The sequence below is a fragment of the Pseudomonas sp. TH21 genome (genome assembly GCF_016651025.1).
GTDB lineage: Bacteria > Pseudomonadota > Gammaproteobacteria > Pseudomonadales > Pseudomonadaceae > Aquipseudomonas > Aquipseudomonas aylmerensis.
In genome coordinates this window covers 6,246,532-6,266,455 of record NZ_JAEKEQ010000001.1, presented here as the reverse complement: position 1 = coordinate 6,266,455, position 19,924 = coordinate 6,246,532, and the positions used below count along the sequence as shown (strand labels likewise).

Here is a 19,924-nt window from a genome sequence, read left to right as displayed (position 1 = left end):
CGCAGGCAAGCCAGCTCCCACATGAACCGAGTTCGTTCAGGCTCAGCCTGCCCGTGTGGGAGCCCGGTTTGCCAGCGATGGCGTCAACGAGATCAATGCAGGACTCAAGGCCGCAATCGCAGGCAGCCAGCTCCCACAGTTGATCTGCAGTGTTTTGGAGCGTTGTTCCAGGCAAAAAAATGCCCCGCACTTGGCGGGGCATTTTTTATGCGCGAGGCTTACAGGCCGTCGAGCATCGCTTTGTTACGCACTGCACCCTTGTCGGCACTGGTGGCCAGCAGGGCATAGGCCTTCAACGCAGTGGTGACTTTGCGCGGACGCTTCTCGACCGGCTTCCAACCTTTCTTGTCTTGCTCAACGCGGCGTGCCGCCAGCTCTTCATCGCTGATCAACAGGTTGATCGAACGGTTCGGAATGTCGATCAGCACCTTGTCGCCGTCCTGCACCAGGCCAATCGCGCCGCCGGCAGCGGCTTCAGGCGAAGCGTGGCCAATGGACAGGCCGGAAGTACCGCCGGAGAAACGCCCGTCGGTCAGCAAGGCGCAGGCTTTGCCCAGGCCCTTGGATTTCAGGTAGGAGGTCGGGTAAAGCATTTCCTGCATGCCCGGGCCGCCTTTCGGGCCTTCGTAGCGGATGATCACGATGTCGCCGGCCTTCACTTCGTCGGCGAGGATGCCGCGCACGGCACTGTCCTGGCTTTCGAAGATCTTCGCGTTGCCTTCGAACACATGGATCGACTCATCCACACCGGCGGTTTTCACCACGCAGCCATCCAGCGCGATATTGCCGTACAGCACGGCCAGGCCGCCTTCTTGGGAGTAGGCGTGTTCGACACTGCGGATGCAGCCGTTTTCACGGTCGTCATCCAGGGTGTCCCAACGGGTCGACTGGCTGAACGCAGTCTGGGTCGGGATGCCAGCCGGGCCAGCCTTGAAGAAGGTGTGCACGGCTTCGTCGTCAGTCTGGGTGATGTCCCACTTGGCGATGCCTTCGGCGATGGACGCGCTGTGCACGGTCGGCAGGTCGGTGTGCAGCAGGCCGCCACGGGCCAGCGAGCCGAGGATCGAGAAGATCCCGCCGGCACGGTGCACATCTTCCATGTGGTACTTCTGGATGTTCGGCGCGACCTTGCACAGTTGCGGCACGTGACGGGACAGGCGGTCGATGTCGCGCAGGTCGAAATCGATCTCGGCTTCCTGGGCCGCGGCCAGCAAGTGCAGGATGGTGTTGGTGGAACCGCCCATGGCGATGTCCAGGGTCATGGCGTTTTCGAACGCCTTGAAGTTGGCGATGTTGCGCGGCAACACCGACTCGTCATTCTCGCCGTAGTAGCGCTTGCACAGTTCGACGATGGTGCGGCCGGCCTGCAGGAACAGCTGCTCACGGTCGCTGTGGGTGGCCAGTGTCGAGCCGTTGCCCGGCAAGGCCAGGCCCAGGGCTTCGACCAGGCAGTTCATCGAGTTGGCAGTGAACATGCCGGAGCACGAACCGCACGTCGGGCAGGCGCTGCGCTCGTATTCCGCGACCTTCTCGTCAGAAGCGCTGGAATCGGCGGCGATGACCATGGCGTCGACCAGGTCGAGGCCGTGGGAGGCCAGTTTGGTCTTGCCGGCTTCCATCGGGCCGCCGGAGACGAAGATCACCGGGATGTTCAGGCGCAGGGCGGCCATCAGCATGCCAGGGGTGATCTTGTCGCAGTTCGAGATGCATACGATGGCGTCGGCGCAGTGGGCGTTGACCATGTACTCCACGGAGTCGGCGATGATCTCGCGGCTCGGCAGCGAGTACAGCATGCCGTCATGGCCCATGGCGATGCCGTCATCCACGGCGATGGTGTTGAATTCTTTCGCTACACCGCCGGCACGTTCGATCTCGCGGGCGACCAGTTGGCCCAGGTCCTTGAGGTGGACGTGGCCCGGTACGAACTGGGTGAACGAGTTGGCAATCGCGATGATCGGCTTCTTGAAGTCGTCATCTTTCATCCCCGTGGCGCGCCACAGTGCGCGCGCGCCGGCCATGTTGCGGCCATGGGTGGATGTTTTCGAGCGGTAATCTGGCATGGAGCACTCCGGGCGGCTAATCAGGTAACTACTACTGGGGAGTGAGCTTCTATTGACGTCTGGAACACTCAGAAAATGGCCGTGTGTCCGGAAGTTGCCACTCGCGTCGCGGGATCGCCGCGTGCTTGGGCCTCGAGCTCATAAACCCGCCGGGGGATGACTGGCGATGAATACGCCCGATTCTACACCGCTGGCGGCTGGAGGGAATGGCCGTCTACCCGTAGGAGCGAGCTTGCTCGCGAAAAACGTCAACGATAACGCAGCACCAACAGATAGCTCGCGCCACCTTTGAGTTTTCGCGAGCAAAGACTAGGCACCCTCGCTCCGGGGGAAAGGGTCAGCGGACTACGCGTGCGTTCGTCAGCCAACCCCACAGGCTGGAAACGATGAAGCTGACGGCAATCGTCATCAACAAATTATGGCCGGTTTGCGCCAGAGCGGCACTGCTGATGGCGGCTGTCAGGAACATGATGCTGTTACCCGCCGATGCCGCCGTGCCTGCACTGCTGGAAAACAGCAGCATCGCCGCCGAAATCGCAGCGGGCCGCACAAGGGTGACACCCAGCGCGCTGATCAACATCGGAATCAGCAGGCTCACCGTGGTGATGGCTTCAAAGCTGACGATCAGGGTCAGCAGTACGCCGGCGGCGAGCAGCAGCCCCAGGCCGATATTGATTTGCCGGGACAGTGAAATGCGCTTTTGCAGGTATGAGGCTGCTACGCCGCCAAGCAGATAGGCCACGCCGTACACCATCAGTACCATCGCGTACTGGTATTCGGAGAGCTTCAGCACATCCATGAAAATCAGCGGTGTCACGCTGATCAAGGCGAAGTAACAGGCGAATACCAGTGCGGCAATCCACCAGTAGCGCAGGAAGTCGCGATTGCGGGCGACAGCCTTTAGCGTGCCGAGGATGGACACTGGCGCACGATGTGGGCTGGCGGATTTGGAAGGCAGGATGCAGAACGCATGGATCAGCATGCCCGCGGCCATCACCGCAAAACCATAGAAGCTGCCCTGCCAGTCGAAGGTGGTCTGCAGCCAGGAGCCGATCAGCGGTGACAGCGCGACAAAAGAGCCGCTGAGCGTCATGTAGTACAGGCGCACACGGGCGCGGTCCTGTTCCTCGAACAGGTCTTCCACCAAGGCATGGCCCAACACAAAGAAACCGCAACCCATGGCCTGGACGCTGCGAAACAACAAGAAGGTCAGATAGTCTGTCGCCAGTGCACAACCGATCGCTCCCAGGATCGACAATGTGATGCAGCCGAGCAGGACTTCCTTGCGCCCCCATTTATCCGAGAGCGGGCCAGTGATCAGTTGGGAGATGGAAAAGACCAGGGTGAACAGGCTGATGGACAGCGCCACATCGGCGGTGGGTGTATCGAACCTTTCAGCCAAGGCGGGAAAGGAGGGCAGCAGGATGTTGATCGGGAAGAAGCTGATAAGTGAGATGCAAGTGATGAGGATGAAGCGTGAGAGTTGGTGGCGTTTTATCTCGCTGCCGAGTAAGGGCGAGCAGGAAGACTCAGACATTGTTTTTATTTCCGATGAGGTGCCAAAAACCGATATTAGCCTTGGGTGGCGAGAATTCAATCAATAAAGGTGGAGTCATTCTCTTCCAAAGGCATGTTGTAAAAGGCTGCATCGCCAAGGCCTCAATCAGTCCTCAAAAGCTTTTCGAATTCATCGCTGAAAACCTGACCGTCGCTGTAACCGGCGCCTACGAAAAGAACCAACTGCTCTTTAAGGTCCTGTATGCCAAGGGCTTTCTCGATCTTGGTGTCGTTGAGAGCGGAGGAAATCCAAGTGTTAAGCCCCATGGCGGTTGAAATGAGCTGAGCTGTTTGTGAGATGTGCCCGGCTTCTATCAGGGCAACTCGGTAGGCTCTGGAGTGTGGATACTTCCACCACAGTTTGTCGAATCGTGATGTAATAAAAATACCAAAGGGAAGGTTATCGATGAAATGCTGGCCGTTAAGGTAGTTTCCAAGAGGCTCTTGTATTCGACGAATCAGCCTGAGTGCGTGTAACTCCGGGTGGTAATAATAAAATCCGGGATTTACGCCTCTTATGTTGTGCGCATACAGATAACCTTCGCTGGAGCTTAATCCACCACCTGATGGGCTGCTTCGTCTAGCGCGGAAAGAGGAGGGCGTTAAATATGAGGTGTCTTGCAGGCGTTCTTTTAAGTGCCCTAGAGACAGGTAGAGCAGCGTACTTAGGTCTTCTAAAGAAACGCTTTTATTTAAGTAGGTGCGGCAGGTTTTTCGCTTAATTAGCGTGTGTTGCAGTAACGGGTATGTTCTGAGAGATTCGTGTGGTGAGGGTTGCGGTAGACTGATAAAGTCTTCTGATTGGAGATGGGCGAACCGATTCGAATCAGGAGGACTCGTGCGCATTACGCCCTGGCAGTGGGCCAAATAATGAACTGCCCAACTGACGCTGTCTGTAGGCTGATCAGCGTCTGATAGGTCTTTTGTGCCGATGTGGAATATCCTCGACAAGTCATCCCATCCCCACTGGTTATCTAACGTTGGCGCACTTTGTTGAATGATTGCATGGTGAGTGAACGTCGAGTCGATCTCAAGCTCGGGATTATAAAGCGAAAGGTCGTATATTAGCTCTAGCAGTCGCTGCGAGTGTGCGCGATCTAATTCAAATTGCTCATGAGTTTTGTAGTTCCAGATAATCAGATGTTGTGATTTGGTTAAGAAAAATAAGTTGGGATTTATTTGCATTGTTTTTTTCCCGTTCTTAGGGCTGGGTTGGCGTACAACCCAGCTTGTCATCAACGACTTATTTAGGCATTCCGATCAATGCGAATGCTGCCAGTGCTTTTGACTCAAGAACGATTGCGTTCATATCAGCTCTCCATTTCATTAAGTTAAATGGCTGTCACACAAATTGATCGTGACGGAAACTAGGCTAGGCGCTGGCTTTAGATTTATCTAGTCAGGAGGCGTAGGAGGGTTCTGATGGCGTTGTAGTATGTTTTTGCTGTAACGATGAAGCTATATGTGGTTTTTGACTTTGTACAAGAAATGAAAAAGTTTGCTTTTATTTGAAGGGGCGGCTTTGTGAATTGATGCTGCCCGGAGCCAGTCGGGCAGCATCGCGGGGAAAACTTAGCTATTCGGCAACAACCGGCACGTAATGCTCTTGATATACCGCGTCTCGGCAATCGCCGGGTGCACCGGGTGGTCCGGGCCCTGGCCGCCGCGTTCGAGCATCTGGATATTGCGGTCCAGGTGACGGGCGCTGGTCAGCAGGATGTTTTGCAGGTCGTCTTCGGGCAAGTGCATGGAGCACGACGCGCTGACCAGGATGCCGTCCTTGCTGAGCAGGCGCATGGCTTGCTCGTTCAGGCGGCGGTAGGCGCCTTCGCCGTTTTTCATGTCTTTCTTGCGTTTGATGAAGGCCGGCGGGTCGGCGACGATCACGTCGAAGCGTTCTTCGCTGGCTTTGAGTTCCTTGAGGGCCTCGAACACGTCGCCTTCGATGCAGGTCATCTTCTCGGCGAAGCCGTTCAGCGCGGCGTTGCGCTCCACGCCATCAAGGGCGAAGGCCGAGGCGTCGACGCAGAACACTTCACTGGCGCCGAAGGCCGCAGCCTGCACGCCCCAGCCGCCGATGTAGCTGTACAGGTCGAGCACGCGCTTGCCTTTGGCGTACGGGGCCAGGCGTGCGCGGTTCATGCGGTGGTCGTAGAACCAGCCGGTCTTCTGGCCCTGGATCACCGGGGCTTCGAATTTCACGCCGTTTTCTTCCAGCGCAACCCATTCCGGCACCAGGCCGAACACGGTTTCGACGTAGCGGTTGAGGCCTTCGGCGTCGCGCGCGGCGGAATCGTTCTTGAACAGGATGCCGCTCGGCTTGAGCACTTGGGTCAGGGCGGCGATCACGTCTTCTTTATGCGCTTCCATGGTCGCCGAAGCGATCTGCACCACCAGGATGTCGCCGAAACGGTCGACCACCAGGCCTGGCAGCAGGTCGGAATCGCCGTAGACCAGGCGGTAGAATGGCTTGTCGAACAGGCGATCACGCAGGGACAGCGCGACGTTCAGGCGATGCACCAGCAGCGACTTGTCCAATGGCAGCTTGATGTCGCGCGACAGCAGGCGAGCGCAGATCAGGTTGTTCGGGCTCATGGCCACGATGCCCAGGGTCTTGCCGCCGGCCGCTTCGAGGATGGCCTGGTCGCCCGCCTGGAAGCCGTGAAGTGGGGTGGCGGCCACGTCGATTTCGTTGCTGTAGACCCACAGGTGGCCGTTGCGCAAACGACGATCGGCGTTGGCTTTGAGACGCAGGCTTGGCAGGGACATGACGTCGCTCCGGAAAAAAGAGCGGGAGTATACCCTTTGCGCACCCGTTCATGTGGGAGCTGGCTTGCCTGCGATGCAGACGGCGCGGTGTATCTGACGTACGGCGGTGATGCAATCGCAGGCAAGCCAGCTCCCACATTTGATCGCGGTTCGGTTCGGGTTTTTGAGGTGTCGGTCGCCTTTGCTTAGAGGTTAGAATCCCCGCCTAGCCCAGAGTATGTACTTATGTCCCAAGAGCTTTCCGCCGAACAGATCCAACAGGCCCTGCAAGGCATCAGCGTGCCGCCCCAGCCGCAAATCATGGTGGATTTGCAGATGGAGCAATACATGCCCGACCCGGACCTGGAAGTGATCGCGCGATTGATCTCCCAGGACCCGGGCCTGTCCGGTGCATTGCTGAAAATCGTCAACTCGCCGTATTACGGCCTGAGCAACAAGATCGCCTCGATCCAGCGCGCGGTGAACCTGCTGGGCAGCCGTTCGATCATCAACCTGATCAACGCGCAGTCGATCAAGGGCGAGATGAGCGATGACACCATCGTCACCCTCAACCGCTTCTGGGACACCGCCCAGGATGTGGCGATGACCTGCCTGACACTCGCCAAGCGCACCGGCTCGCAAGCCGTCGACGAGGCGTATGCGCTGGGCCTGTTCCACGATTGCGGCGTGCCGCTGATGCTCAAGCGCTTCCCCAACTACATGGCGGTGCTGGAAGAGGCCTATGGCAATGCCGGCCCCGACTGCCGTGTGGTCGACACCGAGAACAACGCGTTCAACACCAACCACGCGGTGGTCGGCTACTACACCGCCAAGTCCTGGCGCCTGCCGGAACATGTAACCGACGCCATCGCCAACCACCACAACGCCCTGGCGATTTTCAGCGATGAGTCGTCGCGCAACTCTCAGCTGAAAAACCTGCTGGCGATCCTGAAAATGGCCGAGCACATCTGTTCGTCGTACCGGGTGCTGGGCAACCAGGCGGTCGATCATGAATGGAATGCGATCGGGCATATGGTGCTGGACTACGTGGGCCTGTCGGACTACGACTTCGAGAGCATGAAGTTGTCGATCCGCGAACTGGGCGCGCACTGACCCTTCCTTCAAGAGGTACACATGCCCGAGTTACCAGAAGTCGAAACCACCCGGCGCGGGATTGCGCCGCACCTGGAAGGCCAGCGGGTCAGTCGCGTGGTAGTGCGCGAGCGACGCCTGCGCTGGCCGATCCCGGAAGACCTGGATGTGCGCCTGTCCGGGCAGCGCATCGTGCTGGTGGAACGGCGGGCCAAGTACCTGTTGATCAACGCCGAAGTCGGCACCTTGATCAGCCACCTGGGTATGTCGGGCAACTTGCGGCTGGTGGAAGTCGGCATGCCGGCAGCCAAGCATGAGCATGTGGACATCGAGCTGGAATCGGGTATGGCCCTGCGCTACACCGACCCCCGGCGCTTTGGCGCGATGCTCTGGAGCCAGGACCCGCACAACCATGAGCTGCTGATTCGCCTGGGGCCGGAGCCGTTGACCGACCTGTTTGATGGTGAGCGTTTGTTCCAACTGTCCCGCGGCAAGTCGATGGCAGTGAAGCCATTCATCATGGACAACGCGGTGGTGGTGGGGGTGGGCAATATCTACGCGACCGAGGCGCTGTTTGCGGCGGGGATCGATCCGCGTCGCGCGGCTGGAGGGATTTCTCGGGCGCGTTATTTGAAGCTGGCGATCGAGATCAAGCGCGTACTGGCCGCCGCTATTGAGCGGGGTGGCACGACGCTGCGGGACTTTATCGGTGGCGACGGGCAGCCGGGCTATTTCCAGCAGGAGCTGTTCGTCTACGGCCGCGGGGGCGAGGCGTGCAAGGTCTGTGGGACCGAGCTGCGCAATGTGGTGCTGGGGCAGCGGGCGAGTGTGTTTTGCCCCAAGTGCCAGAGCTGATTGCCAGGTGATGGCTGTTGCCGCCTTCGCAAGCAAGCCTGCTCTCCCATTCGACCGCATTCTCATTTTGGAACTCGGTCAACTGTGGGAGCGGGCTTGCTCGCGAGGAGGCCCTTACAGTCACTAAAGAATCTCAGGCCTTGCCGGTAATCAACCGGTACTTGGCCATCAACTGCTCTTCCGTCTCCGGATGGGCTTCATCCAGCGGAATGCAATCCACCGGGCACACTTGCTGGCACTGAGGCTCGTCGTAGTGGCCGACGCACTGGGTGCACAGGTTCGGGTCGATCACGTAGATCTCTTCGCCCTGGGAAATCGCAGCGTTCGGGCACTCGGGTTCGCAGACGTCGCAGTTGATGCAATCGTCGGTGATGATCAGGGACATGGAAACTCCTGCCAGGGCTGTCAGCCAAGGCATCTGAAAACTAATGCGCGCAATTGTGCCGCATTGGCGCCCGCAGTGCGAGTGCACATGACCTGCGGCCAACTGGCATGCTGATCTGTAGCGAGCGGGCTTGCCCTGCGTGAGCTGCGAAGCGGCCCCGGAACAGGCGGCTGTGCGCTGGCTGAAACTACGCGGTGGCTTTATTGAGACCGCTTCGCAGCCCAACGCGGGGCAAGCCCGCTTGCCACAATAAGCCCGCTTACAGAAACTACTTCTTGAAACGCAGTGTCAGCGCATCGGCTACGGCCGGGTGCACGAACTTGGTGATATCTCCGCCCAGAGCGGCAATTTCACGGACCAACGTCGAGGAAATGAACGAATAACGCTCCGACGGCGTGAGGAACAGGCTTTCCACGTCCGGTGCCAGTTGGCGATTCATGTTGGCCAGCTGGAATTCGTATTCGAAGTCCGACACCGCACGCAGGCCACGCAGGAACACATTGGCGTTCTGCTCTTTGGCGAAGTGCGCCAGCAATGTGGAAAAGCCCACCACTTCCACGTTGGGCAGGTGCTTGGTGACCTCACGCGCCAGCTCCACGCGCTGTTCCAGGGGAAACAGCGGGTTTTTCTTGGGGCTGGCCGCGACCGCGATGATCACATGGTCGAACAAGCGTGAGGCACGTTCGACCAGATCGCCATGGCCTTTGGTAATCGGGTCGAAGGTACCTGGGTACAACACTCGGTTCATCGCGTCGTCCTGGCGGAGTCCGTTGGGGAACCGGATGGTATCGCAGCCGTCCCGGTCGGCCAAGTCAACTTATGCAGAAGAAAGCACTATAGACATGGCGAATAGCGTGTTTTTTCACGCTGTTTTCAGACGTTCGGCCAAGGCTGTCGCCAGTTGCGCGGTCAATCCATACACCGACAATTGCGGGTTGGCCCCAATGCTGGTGGGGAACAACGAACCATCGTGGATCGACAGATTGCGCAATTGGTGATGACGGCCAAGGCTGTCGGCCACCGTATTTTTCGGGTCTTCACCCATGGCGCAACCGCCCATCACATGGGCGCTGCCCAGGCAGGTGCGGTGCAGTTCCAGGTTCAGCCCTTCGATCAGCGTGCGGGCTTCGCCCAGGCTCGTCACGTAGCGCGCATCGTGGTGCAGCGGCTTGACCGACTTGGCTCCCGCCGCGAACTGGATCTCGGCCATGCTGTGAAAGGCGCGACGCAGGCCGTCCCAGGCGTACGCCGATACCTGATAGTCGAGCACTGGGGTGCCATCGCCGCGCAACTCCACGCTGCCGCCCGGGCTGTCGGGGTGGAAACCGTCGCGCAGCAAGGCCAGCATCGCGTGGGTGTTGGGCAATTGCTTCATGTCCAAGGCGTTCTGCGTGCCGTAGCCGCCGAGCAGGGTGCTGGCGAGTGCCGGGTGCAGCGGCGGCGCCTCAAGCTTGTAGGACATTTTGCCGGTGGTGCCGTCCTGCCATTGAAAATGGTCGGAGTAGATTGACTGCGGCGCGCCGTAGAACGGGTTGATCACCTCCTCGAACAGCCCGGCGGAGAAATTCACCAGGTGCAGGAAGGTGCGCTTGCCCAGCCGCGAATGCGGGTCCGGGGCATCCGAGCGCATCAGCAAGGCGGGGCTGTTGATGCCGCCGCCGGCCAGCACGTAATGCTTGGCCTTGACCGTGATTTTGCGGCCAGTCGGTGCCACGCAGCGTTCATCCATCGCCACGCATTCCAGGCTGCTGATGTGGTCGCCGCTGTAGAGCAGGCGTTCGGCGCGGGCCAGATACAGCAGCTCGCCGCCTTTTTCCAGGGTCGAGGGGATGGTGGTTACCAGCATCGATTGCTTGGCGTTGACCGGGCAGCCCATGCCGCAATAGCCCAGGTTGAAGCAGCCGCGCACGTTGCGGGGGATCACATGCCAGCTGTAGCCGAGCTTTTCGCAGCCTTTGCGGATCACGTCATTGTTGGCATTGGGTGGCATGGCCCAGGGGGCAATCCCCAGGCGTTGCTCCATTTTTTCGAACCAGGGCGCCATTTCGGCACTGCTGTGGCCCTTCACCGCATATTCGCTGGCCCAGTGTGAAAGTGTCGCGTCCGGCGTACGAAAGCTGGAGGTCCAGTTGATCAGCGTGGTCCCGCCCACCGCGCGGCCCTGCAGGATGGTGATCGCGCCATCTTTGCTCATGCGGCCGATGCCTTCCTGATACAGGCTGGTGTAGGCCTCGTCCTCGAGCAGCTTGAAGTCGCTGCTGGTCTTGAGCGGGCCTTCTTCGATCAGCAACACCTTGTAGCCGGCGGCGCTGAGGATCTCGGCGGTGGTGCCACCACCGGCACCGCTGCCGATGATCGCTACGTCGGCCTCCAGGGTCAGGTCGTTGTCGAGGGCGGCGCCATTGTGGGTTTTCCAGCCACGGGCCAGGCCGTCGCGGAACAGATCGGGTACGGGCATAGACAGGCACTCTTATTGTTATACGAAGTTGCAGTCGGTGTGGGAGCTGGCTTGCCTGCGAAAGCGGCCTGCCTGCGGGTACAGCTCCCACATTGGAGCGGGTTATCAGCCAGGGCTAGACCTTGGGCGGGCCCGGATAGCCGCAATGCGCCCAGGACTGCGGGCGGAAGTACCACGACATGATTACCAGCTTGAGCAGCGAGCCCTGGCCCATGCGCAGCAGGTTGAGATAGCTGTTTTCCCAGCGGTGCAGGAAGTTGCGGATCTGCTCCGCGCTGGCGTTTTCCCAGCTGCCCCAGATGCCGGTCAATGGGCCACGGGTGATGCCCATGCCCAATACGTCGAACAGTTGCTGGGTGAGCTTGAACATTTCCGGCGACAGGTGCTGCAGGCTGTAGTCGAGCTTTTTCAGGGTGTCTTCAATCCCGGCGACCACCTCTTGGGCGCTCGCCGCGCCTTCGAGCAACACCGGGATTACCGCGCGCAAAAACGGCAGGTCACTGCTGCGCAGCATGGCAAAGCCGCTGGCCGGGGTGCTGCTGGAGCAGCCGCTGAGGCTGGCGCCGAGCCCGGCCGTGGCCAGGAAAGCACTGGCGCACAAGCCGATTTTCAATACGCCGCGCCGCGACAGCGCGGGTGAATCAGTCAGGCTAGGGTTCATTGTTATTGTTATCCCGAGAGTGGCGGAATCAGCGAACGAACAGCTTCTGGATCAACTTCTGGATGGCTTTGCCGTACGGCGGGTAGATCAACTTGGCCGCATTGAGGCGCTGTTTCACCAGCACGCCCTTGGCTTTGCTGAAGGTGAGAAAACCTTCGTGGCCGTGGTAGTGGCCCATGCCCGAGGGGCCGATGCCGCCAAAGGGCATGTCATCCTGGGCCACGTGCAGCAGGGTGTCGTTCAGGCACACGCCGCCGGAATGAGTCTCGTGGAGTACGCGATTCTGCTCGCCCTTGTTGTAGCCGAAGTAATACAGGGCCAGTGGGCGAGGCCTTTCGTTGATGTAGGCAAACGCCTGGTCGAGGCCTCGATACGGCACGATCGGCAGCACCGGGCCGAAGATCTCGTCCTGCATCACGGTCATGTCATCGCTGACATTCAGCAACAGGCTGTGGGCCATGCGCCGGGCCTGGCCCTGATCGTACAAGGGGATCAGCGTGGCGCCCTTGTCGGTGGCGTCCTTGACGTAGGCATTCAGCCGGGCCAGTTGCCGCTCATTGATGATGGCGGTGTAGTCCGGGTTGTCGGTTAACGTCGGATAAAACCCGCGCACGGCCTTGCTGTAAGCCTCAACGAAACCCTCAACGCGATCTTCCGGCACCAGCACGTAGTCCGGCGCCACGCAGGTTTGCCCGGCATTCAAGGCCTTGCCGAAGGCGATTCGTTCGGCGGCATCCTTGAGTGGCACATCGGCAGACACGATGGCCGGTGACTTGCCGCCCAATTCCAGGGTCACCGGCGTGAGGTGTTCGGCCGCGGCGCGCATCACATGCTTGCCGATGCTGGTGGCGCCGGTAAACAGCAGGTGATCGAAACGCAGCTTGGAGAACGCCATGCCCACCTCGGCTTCGCCGAGCACTACGCACACCAGGTCCTCGGGGAAAATCTTCGCCAGCAGCGCCTTGAGCAACTCGCCGGTGGCCGGTGTGGACTCGCTGAGCTTGAGCATCACCCGGTTTCCGGCGGCCAACGCCCCGACCAGGGGGCCAATGGCCAGGTACAGCGGGTAGTTCCAGGGCACGATCACCCCGACCACGCCCAGCGGTTGGTAGATCACCTTGGCTGAAGCCGGCTGGAAGGCAATGCCTACAGCGCGACGGGAAGGTTTCATCCAGCCCTTGAGGTGTTTGCTGGCGTAGTGAATGCCATGCAGGCTGGGCATCAATTCGGCGAACAGGGTTTCGTCTGCACTGCGGTGGCTGAAGTCCTGGCTGATCGCGTCGATCAACGCCTGGCGTTCGTCGCTGAGCACATCACGCAGAGCCTTGAGCCACTGCTGGCGCTGCGCCGCCGGCGGCATCGGGTTGGCGGCATAGGCACGGCGTTGCGCGTCGAACAGGTCCTGGAGATGATCCAGCGCCTGGGAATCTTGCAGATAGGCAATGTTGGCAGACATGGCGCAGTTCCCGATTGTTATAGGTCTGCGTGGATTTTTAGAGTCATTGCTCTAAATTGTCAAATAACATTGCAGCAACATGCAGATTTATCCTGGCAAGGATAGGCCGTAAGATGCCCCATCACGTGTTTAGAAGCTGATCCCCTATGGCACCACGAGTAAAGACCAGCGAGCGCATTGTGCAAACCAGCCTGGAGCTTTTTAACCAGCAGGGCGAGCGCAGTGTGAGCACCAATCATATTGCCGCCCATATGGAAATTTCGCCGGGCAACCTGTACTACCACTTCCCCAACAAGCAGGCGATCATCGCCGTGTTGTTTCGTGAGTACGAAGCGTTGGTGGACAGTTTTCTGCGCCCGCCCCAAGGCCGCGCCGTGACCGTCGAAGACAAGCGCTTTTACCTGCAGGCCGTGCTGGCCGGCATGTGGCGCTACCGCTTCCTGCACCGCGACCTCGAGCACTTGCTGGAAAGCGACCCGGAACTGGCGACTGGCTACCGACGGTTTTCCCAGCGCTGCCTGATCCAGGGCAATGCCATTTACCAGGGGTTTGTCGATGCCGGCATCCTCAACATGGACCCGGTGCAGACCGAGGCCCTGACCCTCAATGCGTGGATCATCCTCACCTCGTGGGTGCGGTTCTTGTGCACCACCAATGAAAACTCCGCCCATTTGAGCGCCGAAGCCATCAAGCGCGGGGTCTACCAGGTGCTGGTGCTGGAGGCCGGGTTCGTCACGCCCCAGGCGAAAGACGCGGTGGATGCCCTGTTCAAAGAGTTTTACGTGCCGTTGAATCAGGCACTGGAAGAAGTGAAGTAGGACCTTTCCCGAATCTGTTCACAGGAGTCCGTCATGCCGCTTGCCCAACTGATCAGCCCCCAGCAATTGGCCGAGCGCCAGAAGTCGGCCGGGCTGGTGATCCTGGATTGCCGTTTTGCCTTGGAAGACCCGGACTACGGGCTGTGCAGCTATGCCGAAGGGCATATTGAGGGCGCGCAGTACGCCGACCTCGAGCGCCATCTCAGCGGCCCGGTGACCAAGGGCGTGACCGGTCGTCACCCGTTGCCGGTGGCGGACACCTTTGCCCGGCAATTGCGCGCCTGGGGTATTAACGCCGACACCGATGTCGTGCTGTATGACGACGGCCCCGGTGCTTTTGCTGCCCGCGCCTGGTGGTTGCTGGCCTGGCTGGGCAAACGTGACGGCGTGTTTATCCTGGACGGCGGCCTCAAGGCCTGGCACGCCGCCGGTTTCCCGCTGAGCCTGGACGCGCCGGTGGTCGAGCCGGGTACCTTCGCCGGGACGCCGGACAACCGCCTGGTGCTGGATGCCGAACACCTGCAAAAACGCCTGGGCCAACCGGGCCTGACCTTGATCGATGCCCGCGCCCAGCCACGTTTTCGCGGTGACGTGGAACCCATCGACCCGATCGCCGGGCACATCCCCGGCGCGCAGTGTGCGGCGTTCACCGAAAACCTTGGCAGTGATGGCCGTTTCCTGCCAGCCGACCAGCTCAAGCAGCGTTTCGCCGCTCAATTGCAGGGGCGTTCACCGGAGGAGTTGGTGGCGTATTGCGGTTCAGGGGTGACGGCGTGCCACAACCTGTTCGCCCTGAGCCTGGCGGGTTACCCGTTGGGCAAGTTGTATGCGGGGTCGTGGAGTGAGTGGATTACCGATCCGCAGCGTGAAATTGCTACGGGCGACTGAGTAGGTTGCGGTGTGAACCGCATCAAGTGTGGGAGTTGGCTTACCTGCGATGAGGGCGTGTCAGCGAGCGGATAATCGGCTGACACACTGCTATCGCAGGCAAGCCAGCCTCTCCATGTTCAGCCGTGTTGTGCCAGTAGCCACTGAGGGATTCGGCGTTCGAGGTAATAACCCGGGCGCCTCAGCGAGCCGTCGACAAACCCCACATGCCCACCCTTTGCCGTCAGCTCAAACTCGGTGCACTCCGATAACTCGCTGGCCTCGGGCAGGCTATGGGCGAATACAAATGGATCATCGGCGGCCTGGATAATCAGCGTCGAGGTGCGGATCGCCCCCAGGTAGTAGCGGCTCGACGCACGGCGGTAGTAGTCCTCGGCACTCAGGAAACCGTGCAGTGGCGCGGTGACCCGGCCATCGAAGTCCCAGAACGTGCGCATCTTCTCCAGTGAGCCGAGGGCTTCTAGGGTTTTCAGCCCGTCTGCCCGGCCATCCTGTAAAAAACGGCTTTGCTTGACGCGGATATACGCGAGCATTTCACGCATGAAGTGCTTTTGATAAACCCGCGAGAAACCCAGCCCGATCCGGTCCGCACACTGGTCAAGCCGAAACGGCACCGACACCGCCGCCGCGCCTTGCAAGCCGGAGGCTTCGCCGGTTTCGCCCAAGTGTTTGAGCAGCACATTGCCCCCCAGCGAATAACCCACTGCATACAACGGCGCCAACGGCCGTTTCGCGCGCAGGTGGGCAATCGCCGCGGCCAGATCCTCGCTGGCGCCCGAGTGATAGCTGCGTGCCAACAGGTTCGGCTCCCCGGAACAGCCACGCCAGTTCAAGGCGGCACTGGCCCAGCCTTGAGCCGCGAGGACTTTTTGCAGGCCGGCCACATAGGGGGAATTGGATGAGCCGGTCAGCCCATGCAGCACCAGCACCAATGGCGCCTGCGCGTCATGCGGACCATGCCAGTCGAGGTCCAGAAAATCGCCGTCTTCCAGCCACAGGCGTTCGCGCTGGCGTTCGATATGGGTCGTCGGGCGCCATAGCGGCCCCCACAGGGTTTGCAGGTGAGGGTTGCCGAGGCCGAAGGCGGGGGTGAACAGTTCGGAAGACGGTGTCATGAAACTCTCAGTCTGTGGCGAGCGGGCTTGCACCCGCGTCGGGGTGCGAAGCAGCCCCAACACGAGCGCCGCATTAATTCAGTTAGAGCACCGTCGCGGTTATGGGGCTGCTGCGCAGCCCGACGCGGGGCAAGCCCGCTCACCACAACAAGCCCGCTCACCACAGCAAGGCCGCTCATCACAACAAGCTTGCTCGCCACAGATTAAGCGACGCTGTCGACCAACCGATGCCACAACGCGTAATACACTCGACCGGACTTCTGCTCGCGGTGCAGGCGCCAGGCGCCAGGCAAGCCGAGGGTTGACGGCGCGGTCTCGCTTTCAGTGTAGATCCACGCATCCGCCGCCAGCCATTGGCGCTCTTCGAGCAAGGTGCACACGGCGGGCAACAGGTTCTGGTTGAAGGGCGGGTCGAGGAATACCACGTCGTATTCGCTTGCCGGCTGGGTTTCCAGATAACGCAGCGCGTCGGCGGTTTGCACCTGGCCGTTGGCGCAGCGCAGGGTGCCGAGGTGTTCCTTGAGGGTGGACACCGCCACATTGCTTGCATCCAGCGCCTGGGCCTGGGCTGCGCCACGGGACAGCGCCTCGAGGAACAATGCGCCGCTGCCGGCAAACGGATCCAGCACTTTGGCCCCGCCGATATACGGCGCGAGCCAGTTGAACAGGGTTTCACGCACGCGATCAGGCGTGGGGCGCAGGCCGACGACGTCGGGGAAGCTCAGCTTGCGGCTGCCCCATTCGCCACCAATGATGCGCAGTTGGCCCACACCGTTATGCACGTTGTGGACAGGTTTTTTCGGGCGAGATGAACTGGCCATTAATGCTCCGGAACCCCGAGCGGCTGCTCGGCGGGTTTGTCAGTGGGGGGCGGTAGTGGCTTTTGCGCAATCGTCGGGCCGGCGGTCACGATGACCATCTTGTCGGCGCTCAAGTGTTTGTTCATGGCCGCCTTGACCTGCTCTACGGTCAGGGCCTGGGATTGTTTCATGAAATCTTCAAGATAGCTCAGCGGCAGGTTGTAGAAACCCATCGCGCCCAGTTGTCCGACGATGTCCGCGTTGCTGGCGGTGGACAATGGGAAGCTGCCGGCCAGCTCACGCTTGGCGTCGTCCAGCTCCTTCTGTGTCGGGCCGGTCTTGAGGTAGTCGGCCAGCACCTCCTCGACCAGGCGCAGGGTGCCACCGCTCATCTCGGCGCGGGTCTGCAGGTTGATCATGAACGGGCCGCGCACCTGCATCGGCGAGAAAGCGGAGTACACGCCGTAGGTCAGGCCACGCTTCTCGCGCACTTCGCTCATCAAGCGCGTACCGAAACCGCCGCCGCCGAGGATCTGGTTGCCCAGGGACAGGGCTGCGTAGTCCGGGTCGGCGCGGTCGATGCCCAGTTGGGCGAACAGCAAGTGCGTCTGCTTGGACGGGAACTCGATATGGCTCAGGCCGGCCTTGGGTTCGGTCGGCTGGGCAATCTTGGCCAGCGCCGGGCCCTTGGGCAACGATGCCGAGACCTTGGCCGTCATGGCTTCGGCTTCGGCGCGGGTCAGGTCGCCGACCACGGCGATCACCGCATTACCTGCTGCATAAGCCTTGGCGTGGAACGCCTGCAACTGCGCGAGGGTAATCTTCGGGATGCTTTGCGGCGTGCCTTCGCTCGGGTGCGCGTACGGGTGATCGCCATACAGGCGCTTGAACAGCTCCAGGCTGGCCAGCTTGGCGGGGTTCTGCTTCTGGTACTCGAAGCCGGCGAGAATCTGGTTCTTGATCCGCACAAGAGAGTCGGCAGGGAAGGTCGGCTTGCCGATCACCTGGTCGAACAGTGCCAGGGCGGCGTCGCGTTTATCGCTGTCGCTGAGGCTGCGCAGGGATACCAGAGCCATGTCGCGATAAGCGCCATTGCCGAAGTCGGCGCCCAGGCCTTCAAAACCGCTGGCGATCTGGCTGACGTCCTTGCCCGGCACGCCTTCGTTGAGCATGGCGTTGGTCAGCAGTGCCACACCTGGGGTGTTGCCGTCCTGGCTGCTGCCGGCGGCGAACAGGATGCGCATGTCGAACATCGGCAGTTCATGCGCTTCCACGAACAGCACCTTGGCGCCTTCGGCAGTGGTCCAGGTCTGCACGTCGAGCTTGCGGTTGGTCGGCGCCTTGCCGTCCAGCTCAGCCAGCGATTGCAGCGTGTTGGCCGATTGCGCCGTGTCCAGCGCCTGGCTGGCCATCGAGTCGCTCGGGCGCAGGAAATACACGGCACTTGCCGCGATCAAGGTGACGACGATCAAGCCCGGCAGGACCAGGCGGCTGCTTTTGCGATCACTCATGAGCGGTCTCCTCAGGCATAACATGGGCGACGCTCAGACGTTCGCGGGTGAAATAGGTGCGCGCGGCTTTCTGGATATCTTCCGGGGTCACGCTTTGCAGGTCGGCCAGTTCAGTGTCCATGAGCTTCCAGGACAGCCCCACGGTTTCCAGTGAGCCGATGGCTGTGGCCTGGCTGGTGATGGAGTCGCGCTGATAGACCACGCCGGCGATCACTTGGGCGCGGATGCGCTCCAGTTCTTCGGCGGTCGGCGGTTTGGACTTCAATTCTTCCAGCAGGCGCCACAGGCCCGCTTCGGCTTGGGCGACGGTCTTTTTCTTCTGCTGGTTCGGCGTGGCGGTCAGGGTGAACAGGCTGTCGCCACGGGTGTAGGCGTCGTAGCTGGTGGATGCGGCGGAGACCAGCTCCTCACCGCGCTCCAGTTGCTCCGAAATACGCGCGCTGTATCCGCCGTCCAGCAGGGCCGAGATCAGGCGCAGGGCTTGTACCGAGCGCTTGTCCTCGGCGGTGGCCAGGCCCGGGACGTTGAAACCGAGGATCACGCTCGGCAGTTGGGTCTGCACACGCATCGTCAGCAGGCGCTCGCCAGGCTCGGCCAGCTCCATCGGGATCTTGGCGGGTGGCACGTCGCGCTTGGGAATCGGGCCGAAGTAACGCTGGGCCAGGTTTTTCACCTCGTCCGGGGTCACGTCGCCGACCACCACCAGGGTGGCGTTGTTCGGCACATACCAGGATTGGTACCAGTGGCGCAGCTCTTCGACCTTCATGCGGTCCAGGTCGGCCATCCAGCCGATGGTCGGCGTGTGGTAGCCGCTGGCGGGGTAGGCCATGGCCTTGAAGCGCTCGTAGGCCTTGGACATTGGATTGTCGTCGGTGCGCAGGCGGCGCTCTTCCTTGATCACCTCGATTTCGCGGCTGAACTCGTCGGCCGGCAGGCGCAGGCTGGCCATGCGGTCGGCTTCGAGCTCGAAGGCAACACCCAGGCGGTCACGGGCCAGCACTTGGTAGTAGGCGGTGTAGTCATCGCTGGTGAAGGCGTTTTCTTCGGCGCCCAGGTCGCGCAGGATCAGCGACGCTTCGCCGGGGCCGACCTTGGCGCTACCCTTGAACATCATGTGCTCCAGGGCGTGGGACAAACCGGTCTGGCCCGGGGTTTCGTAGCTCGAGCCGACCTTGTACCAGACCTGGGAAACCACCACCGGCGCGCGATGGTCTTCGCGCACGACCACCTTGAGGCCGTTATCCAGGGTGAGTTCGTGGGTGGGTTGTGGGTCGGCAGCCAGGGCTGAGAGAGGCAGACAAACTGTGCTGAACAGCAGGCCTGCGGCGTGGCGGGCTAGAGCATTCATTCGTTTTTAAACCTGTTGGGCTGCCCGCTTGGTCTTAGCGTCGGCGGGCGAGGAGGTGCTAGGATACTGATCGGATTTAAGGACGGCCACTGCGGCAGTCGTGTTGAGGCCGTTTTAGGCCTTACGAAATGTTGCGCATGAACGAGCTGGCTAAAAAACAGTCTGTTACGCA

At 60.8% G+C, this 19,924-nt stretch carries 17 protein-coding genes; 4 read left to right on the top strand and 13 right to left on the bottom strand.

From position 1 onward, the window contains the following. Nucleotides 1-218: 218 nt before the first annotated feature. From ilvD to JFU04_RS27890, 4 genes are all read right to left on the bottom strand, one after another. Nucleotides 219-2,060, bottom strand: a complete 1,842-nt coding sequence (gene ilvD, locus JFU04_RS27905; RefSeq protein ID WP_065902201.1) for a dihydroxy-acid dehydratase — start codon at nucleotides 2,058-2,060, stop codon at nucleotides 219-221. A 337-nt stretch (nucleotides 2,061-2,397) separates the two neighbouring features. Next, nucleotides 2,398-3,597 (bottom strand): MFS transporter, encoded by a 1,200-nt coding sequence (locus tag JFU04_RS27900; RefSeq protein ID WP_106802374.1) that lies wholly within the window; start codon nucleotides 3,595-3,597, stop codon nucleotides 2,398-2,400. A 122-nt stretch (nucleotides 3,598-3,719) separates the two neighbouring features. Continuing rightward, complete coding sequence (locus JFU04_RS27895; protein ID WP_201146070.1) at nucleotides 3,720-4,802, bottom strand: SagB/ThcOx family dehydrogenase; 1,083 nt, start codon at nucleotides 4,800-4,802, stop codon at nucleotides 3,720-3,722. Between the two features lie 387 nt (nucleotides 4,803-5,189). Beyond that, the gene (locus JFU04_RS27890) at nucleotides 5,190-6,386 is read right to left on the bottom strand and encodes a class I SAM-dependent rRNA methyltransferase (RefSeq protein WP_003195152.1); all 1,197 of its coding nucleotides are present in this window, start codon (nucleotides 6,384-6,386) and stop codon (nucleotides 5,190-5,192) included. Between the two features lie 279 nt (nucleotides 6,387-6,665). Here JFU04_RS27890 and JFU04_RS27885 point away from each other — a divergent pair, with 279 nt between their 5' ends. Further along, nucleotides 6,666-7,478, top strand: coding sequence for an HDOD domain-containing protein (locus tag JFU04_RS27885; protein WP_177343930.1), 813 nt, complete (start codon nucleotides 6,666-6,668; stop codon nucleotides 7,476-7,478). Nucleotides 7,479-7,499: 21 nt separating this feature from the next. After that, the gene (mutM, locus tag JFU04_RS27880) at nucleotides 7,500-8,312 is read left to right on the top strand and encodes a bifunctional DNA-formamidopyrimidine glycosylase/DNA-(apurinic or apyrimidinic site) lyase (RefSeq protein ID WP_065902194.1); all 813 of its coding nucleotides are present in this window, start codon (nucleotides 7,500-7,502) and stop codon (nucleotides 8,310-8,312) included. 133 nt (nucleotides 8,313-8,445) lie between these two features. Here mutM and JFU04_RS27875 read toward each other — a convergent pair whose 3' ends face one another. The 5 genes from JFU04_RS27875 to JFU04_RS27855 all read right to left on the bottom strand — a co-directional run bounded on the left by JFU04_RS27875 (nucleotide 8,446) and on the right by JFU04_RS27855 (nucleotide 13,272). Beyond that, a complete protein-coding gene (locus JFU04_RS27875) occupies nucleotides 8,446-8,697 on the bottom strand; it encodes a YfhL family 4Fe-4S dicluster ferredoxin (RefSeq protein WP_017139475.1) in 252 nt (83 codons plus the stop codon). A gap of 268 nt (nucleotides 8,698-8,965) precedes the next feature. Beyond that, a complete protein-coding gene (gene coaD, locus JFU04_RS27870; RefSeq protein WP_003176711.1) occupies nucleotides 8,966-9,445 on the bottom strand; it encodes a pantetheine-phosphate adenylyltransferase in 480 nt (159 codons plus the stop codon). Between the two features lie 114 nt (nucleotides 9,446-9,559). After that, entirely contained in the window at nucleotides 9,560-11,155 is a 1,596-nt protein-coding gene (locus JFU04_RS27865) for a GMC family oxidoreductase (protein ID WP_201146069.1), read from the bottom strand. Nucleotides 11,156-11,270: 115 nt separating this feature from the next. Then, nucleotides 11,271-11,816, bottom strand: a complete 546-nt coding sequence (locus JFU04_RS27860) for a twin-arginine translocation pathway signal protein (protein ID WP_106802377.1) — start codon at nucleotides 11,814-11,816, stop codon at nucleotides 11,271-11,273. Between the two features lie 28 nt (nucleotides 11,817-11,844). Next, nucleotides 11,845-13,272 carry a coniferyl aldehyde dehydrogenase gene (locus JFU04_RS27855; RefSeq protein ID WP_201146068.1) on the bottom strand — a complete coding sequence of 476 codons (1,428 nt, stop codon included), beginning with the start codon at nucleotides 13,270-13,272 and terminating at the stop codon, nucleotides 11,845-11,847. Between the two features lie 146 nt (nucleotides 13,273-13,418). Between JFU04_RS27855 and JFU04_RS27850 the strand changes: the two genes are divergently transcribed. Both JFU04_RS27850 and JFU04_RS27845 read left to right on the top strand, forming a co-directional pair. Continuing rightward, on the top strand, nucleotides 13,419-14,090 hold the full coding sequence (locus JFU04_RS27850) for a TetR/AcrR family transcriptional regulator (RefSeq protein ID WP_065902184.1): 672 nt from the start codon (nucleotides 13,419-13,421) through the stop codon (nucleotides 14,088-14,090). Between the two features lie 33 nt (nucleotides 14,091-14,123). Beyond that, nucleotides 14,124-14,978, top strand: a complete 855-nt coding sequence (locus JFU04_RS27845; protein WP_120450355.1) for a sulfurtransferase — start codon at nucleotides 14,124-14,126, stop codon at nucleotides 14,976-14,978. A 119-nt stretch (nucleotides 14,979-15,097) separates the two neighbouring features. Here the strand turns inward: JFU04_RS27845 and JFU04_RS27840 are convergent, their stop codons facing one another. The 4 genes from JFU04_RS27840 to JFU04_RS27825 form a co-directional block, all read right to left on the bottom strand. Next, complete coding sequence (locus JFU04_RS27840) at nucleotides 15,098-16,093, bottom strand: hydrolase (protein ID WP_065902180.1); 996 nt, start codon at nucleotides 16,091-16,093, stop codon at nucleotides 15,098-15,100. A 203-nt stretch (nucleotides 16,094-16,296) separates the two neighbouring features. Further along, on the bottom strand, nucleotides 16,297-16,914 hold the full coding sequence (rsmD, locus tag JFU04_RS27835) for a 16S rRNA (guanine(966)-N(2))-methyltransferase RsmD (RefSeq protein ID WP_201146067.1): 618 nt from the start codon (nucleotides 16,912-16,914) through the stop codon (nucleotides 16,297-16,299). Beyond that, the gene (locus JFU04_RS27830; RefSeq protein ID WP_201146066.1) at nucleotides 16,914-18,404 is read right to left on the bottom strand and encodes a M16 family metallopeptidase; all 1,491 of its coding nucleotides are present in this window, start codon (nucleotides 18,402-18,404) and stop codon (nucleotides 16,914-16,916) included. The genes rsmD and JFU04_RS27830 overlap by 1 nt, the downstream gene beginning before the upstream one ends. Next, nucleotides 18,397-19,752: a M16 family metallopeptidase gene (locus tag JFU04_RS27825; RefSeq protein WP_201146065.1), complete on the bottom strand. Its 1,356-nt coding sequence runs from the start codon at nucleotides 19,750-19,752 to the stop codon at nucleotides 18,397-18,399. Before JFU04_RS27825 ends, JFU04_RS27830 begins: the two co-directional genes overlap by 8 nt. Nucleotides 19,753-19,924: the final 172 nt, after the last annotated feature.

Bases quoted from the DNA above. Each gene is read 5' to 3' on its own strand.
- mutM (WP_065902194.1), top strand. From the start codon at position 7,500: ATGCCCGAGTTACCAGAAGTCGAAACCACCCGGCGCGGGATTGCGCCG.
- ilvD (WP_065902201.1), bottom strand. From the start codon at position 2,060: ATGCCAGATTACCGCTCGAAAACATCCACCCATGGCCGCAACATGGCC.
- JFU04_RS27850 (WP_065902184.1), top strand. From the start codon at position 13,419: ATGGCACCACGAGTAAAGACCAGCGAGCGCATTGTGCAAACCAGCCTG.
- JFU04_RS27900 (WP_106802374.1), bottom strand. From the start codon at position 3,597: ATGTCTGAGTCTTCCTGCTCGCCCTTACTCGGCAGCGAGATAAAACGC.
- JFU04_RS27840 (WP_065902180.1), bottom strand. From the start codon at position 16,093: ATGACACCGTCTTCCGAACTGTTCACCCCCGCCTTCGGCCTCGGCAAC.
- JFU04_RS27890 (WP_003195152.1), bottom strand. From the start codon at position 6,386: ATGTCCCTGCCAAGCCTGCGTCTCAAAGCCAACGCCGATCGTCGTTTG.
- JFU04_RS27895 (WP_201146070.1), bottom strand. From the start codon at position 4,802: ATGCAAATAAATCCCAACTTATTTTTCTTAACCAAATCACAACATCTG.
- JFU04_RS27855 (WP_201146068.1), bottom strand. From the start codon at position 13,272: ATGTCTGCCAACATTGCCTATCTGCAAGATTCCCAGGCGCTGGATCAT.
- JFU04_RS27825 (WP_201146065.1), bottom strand. From the start codon at position 19,752: ATGAATGCTCTAGCCCGCCACGCCGCAGGCCTGCTGTTCAGCACAGTT.
- JFU04_RS27875 (WP_017139475.1), bottom strand. From the start codon at position 8,697: ATGTCCCTGATCATCACCGACGATTGCATCAACTGCGACGTCTGCGAA.
- JFU04_RS27860 (WP_106802377.1), bottom strand. From the start codon at position 11,816: ATGAACCCTAGCCTGACTGATTCACCCGCGCTGTCGCGGCGCGGCGTA.
- JFU04_RS27845 (WP_120450355.1), top strand. From the start codon at position 14,124: ATGCCGCTTGCCCAACTGATCAGCCCCCAGCAATTGGCCGAGCGCCAG.
- rsmD (WP_201146067.1), bottom strand. From the start codon at position 16,914: ATGGCCAGTTCATCTCGCCCGAAAAAACCTGTCCACAACGTGCATAAC.
- JFU04_RS27830 (WP_201146066.1), bottom strand. From the start codon at position 18,404: ATGAGTGATCGCAAAAGCAGCCGCCTGGTCCTGCCGGGCTTGATCGTC.
- JFU04_RS27865 (WP_201146069.1), bottom strand. From the start codon at position 11,155: ATGCCCGTACCCGATCTGTTCCGCGACGGCCTGGCCCGTGGCTGGAAA.
- coaD (WP_003176711.1), bottom strand. From the start codon at position 9,445: ATGAACCGAGTGTTGTACCCAGGTACCTTCGACCCGATTACCAAAGGC.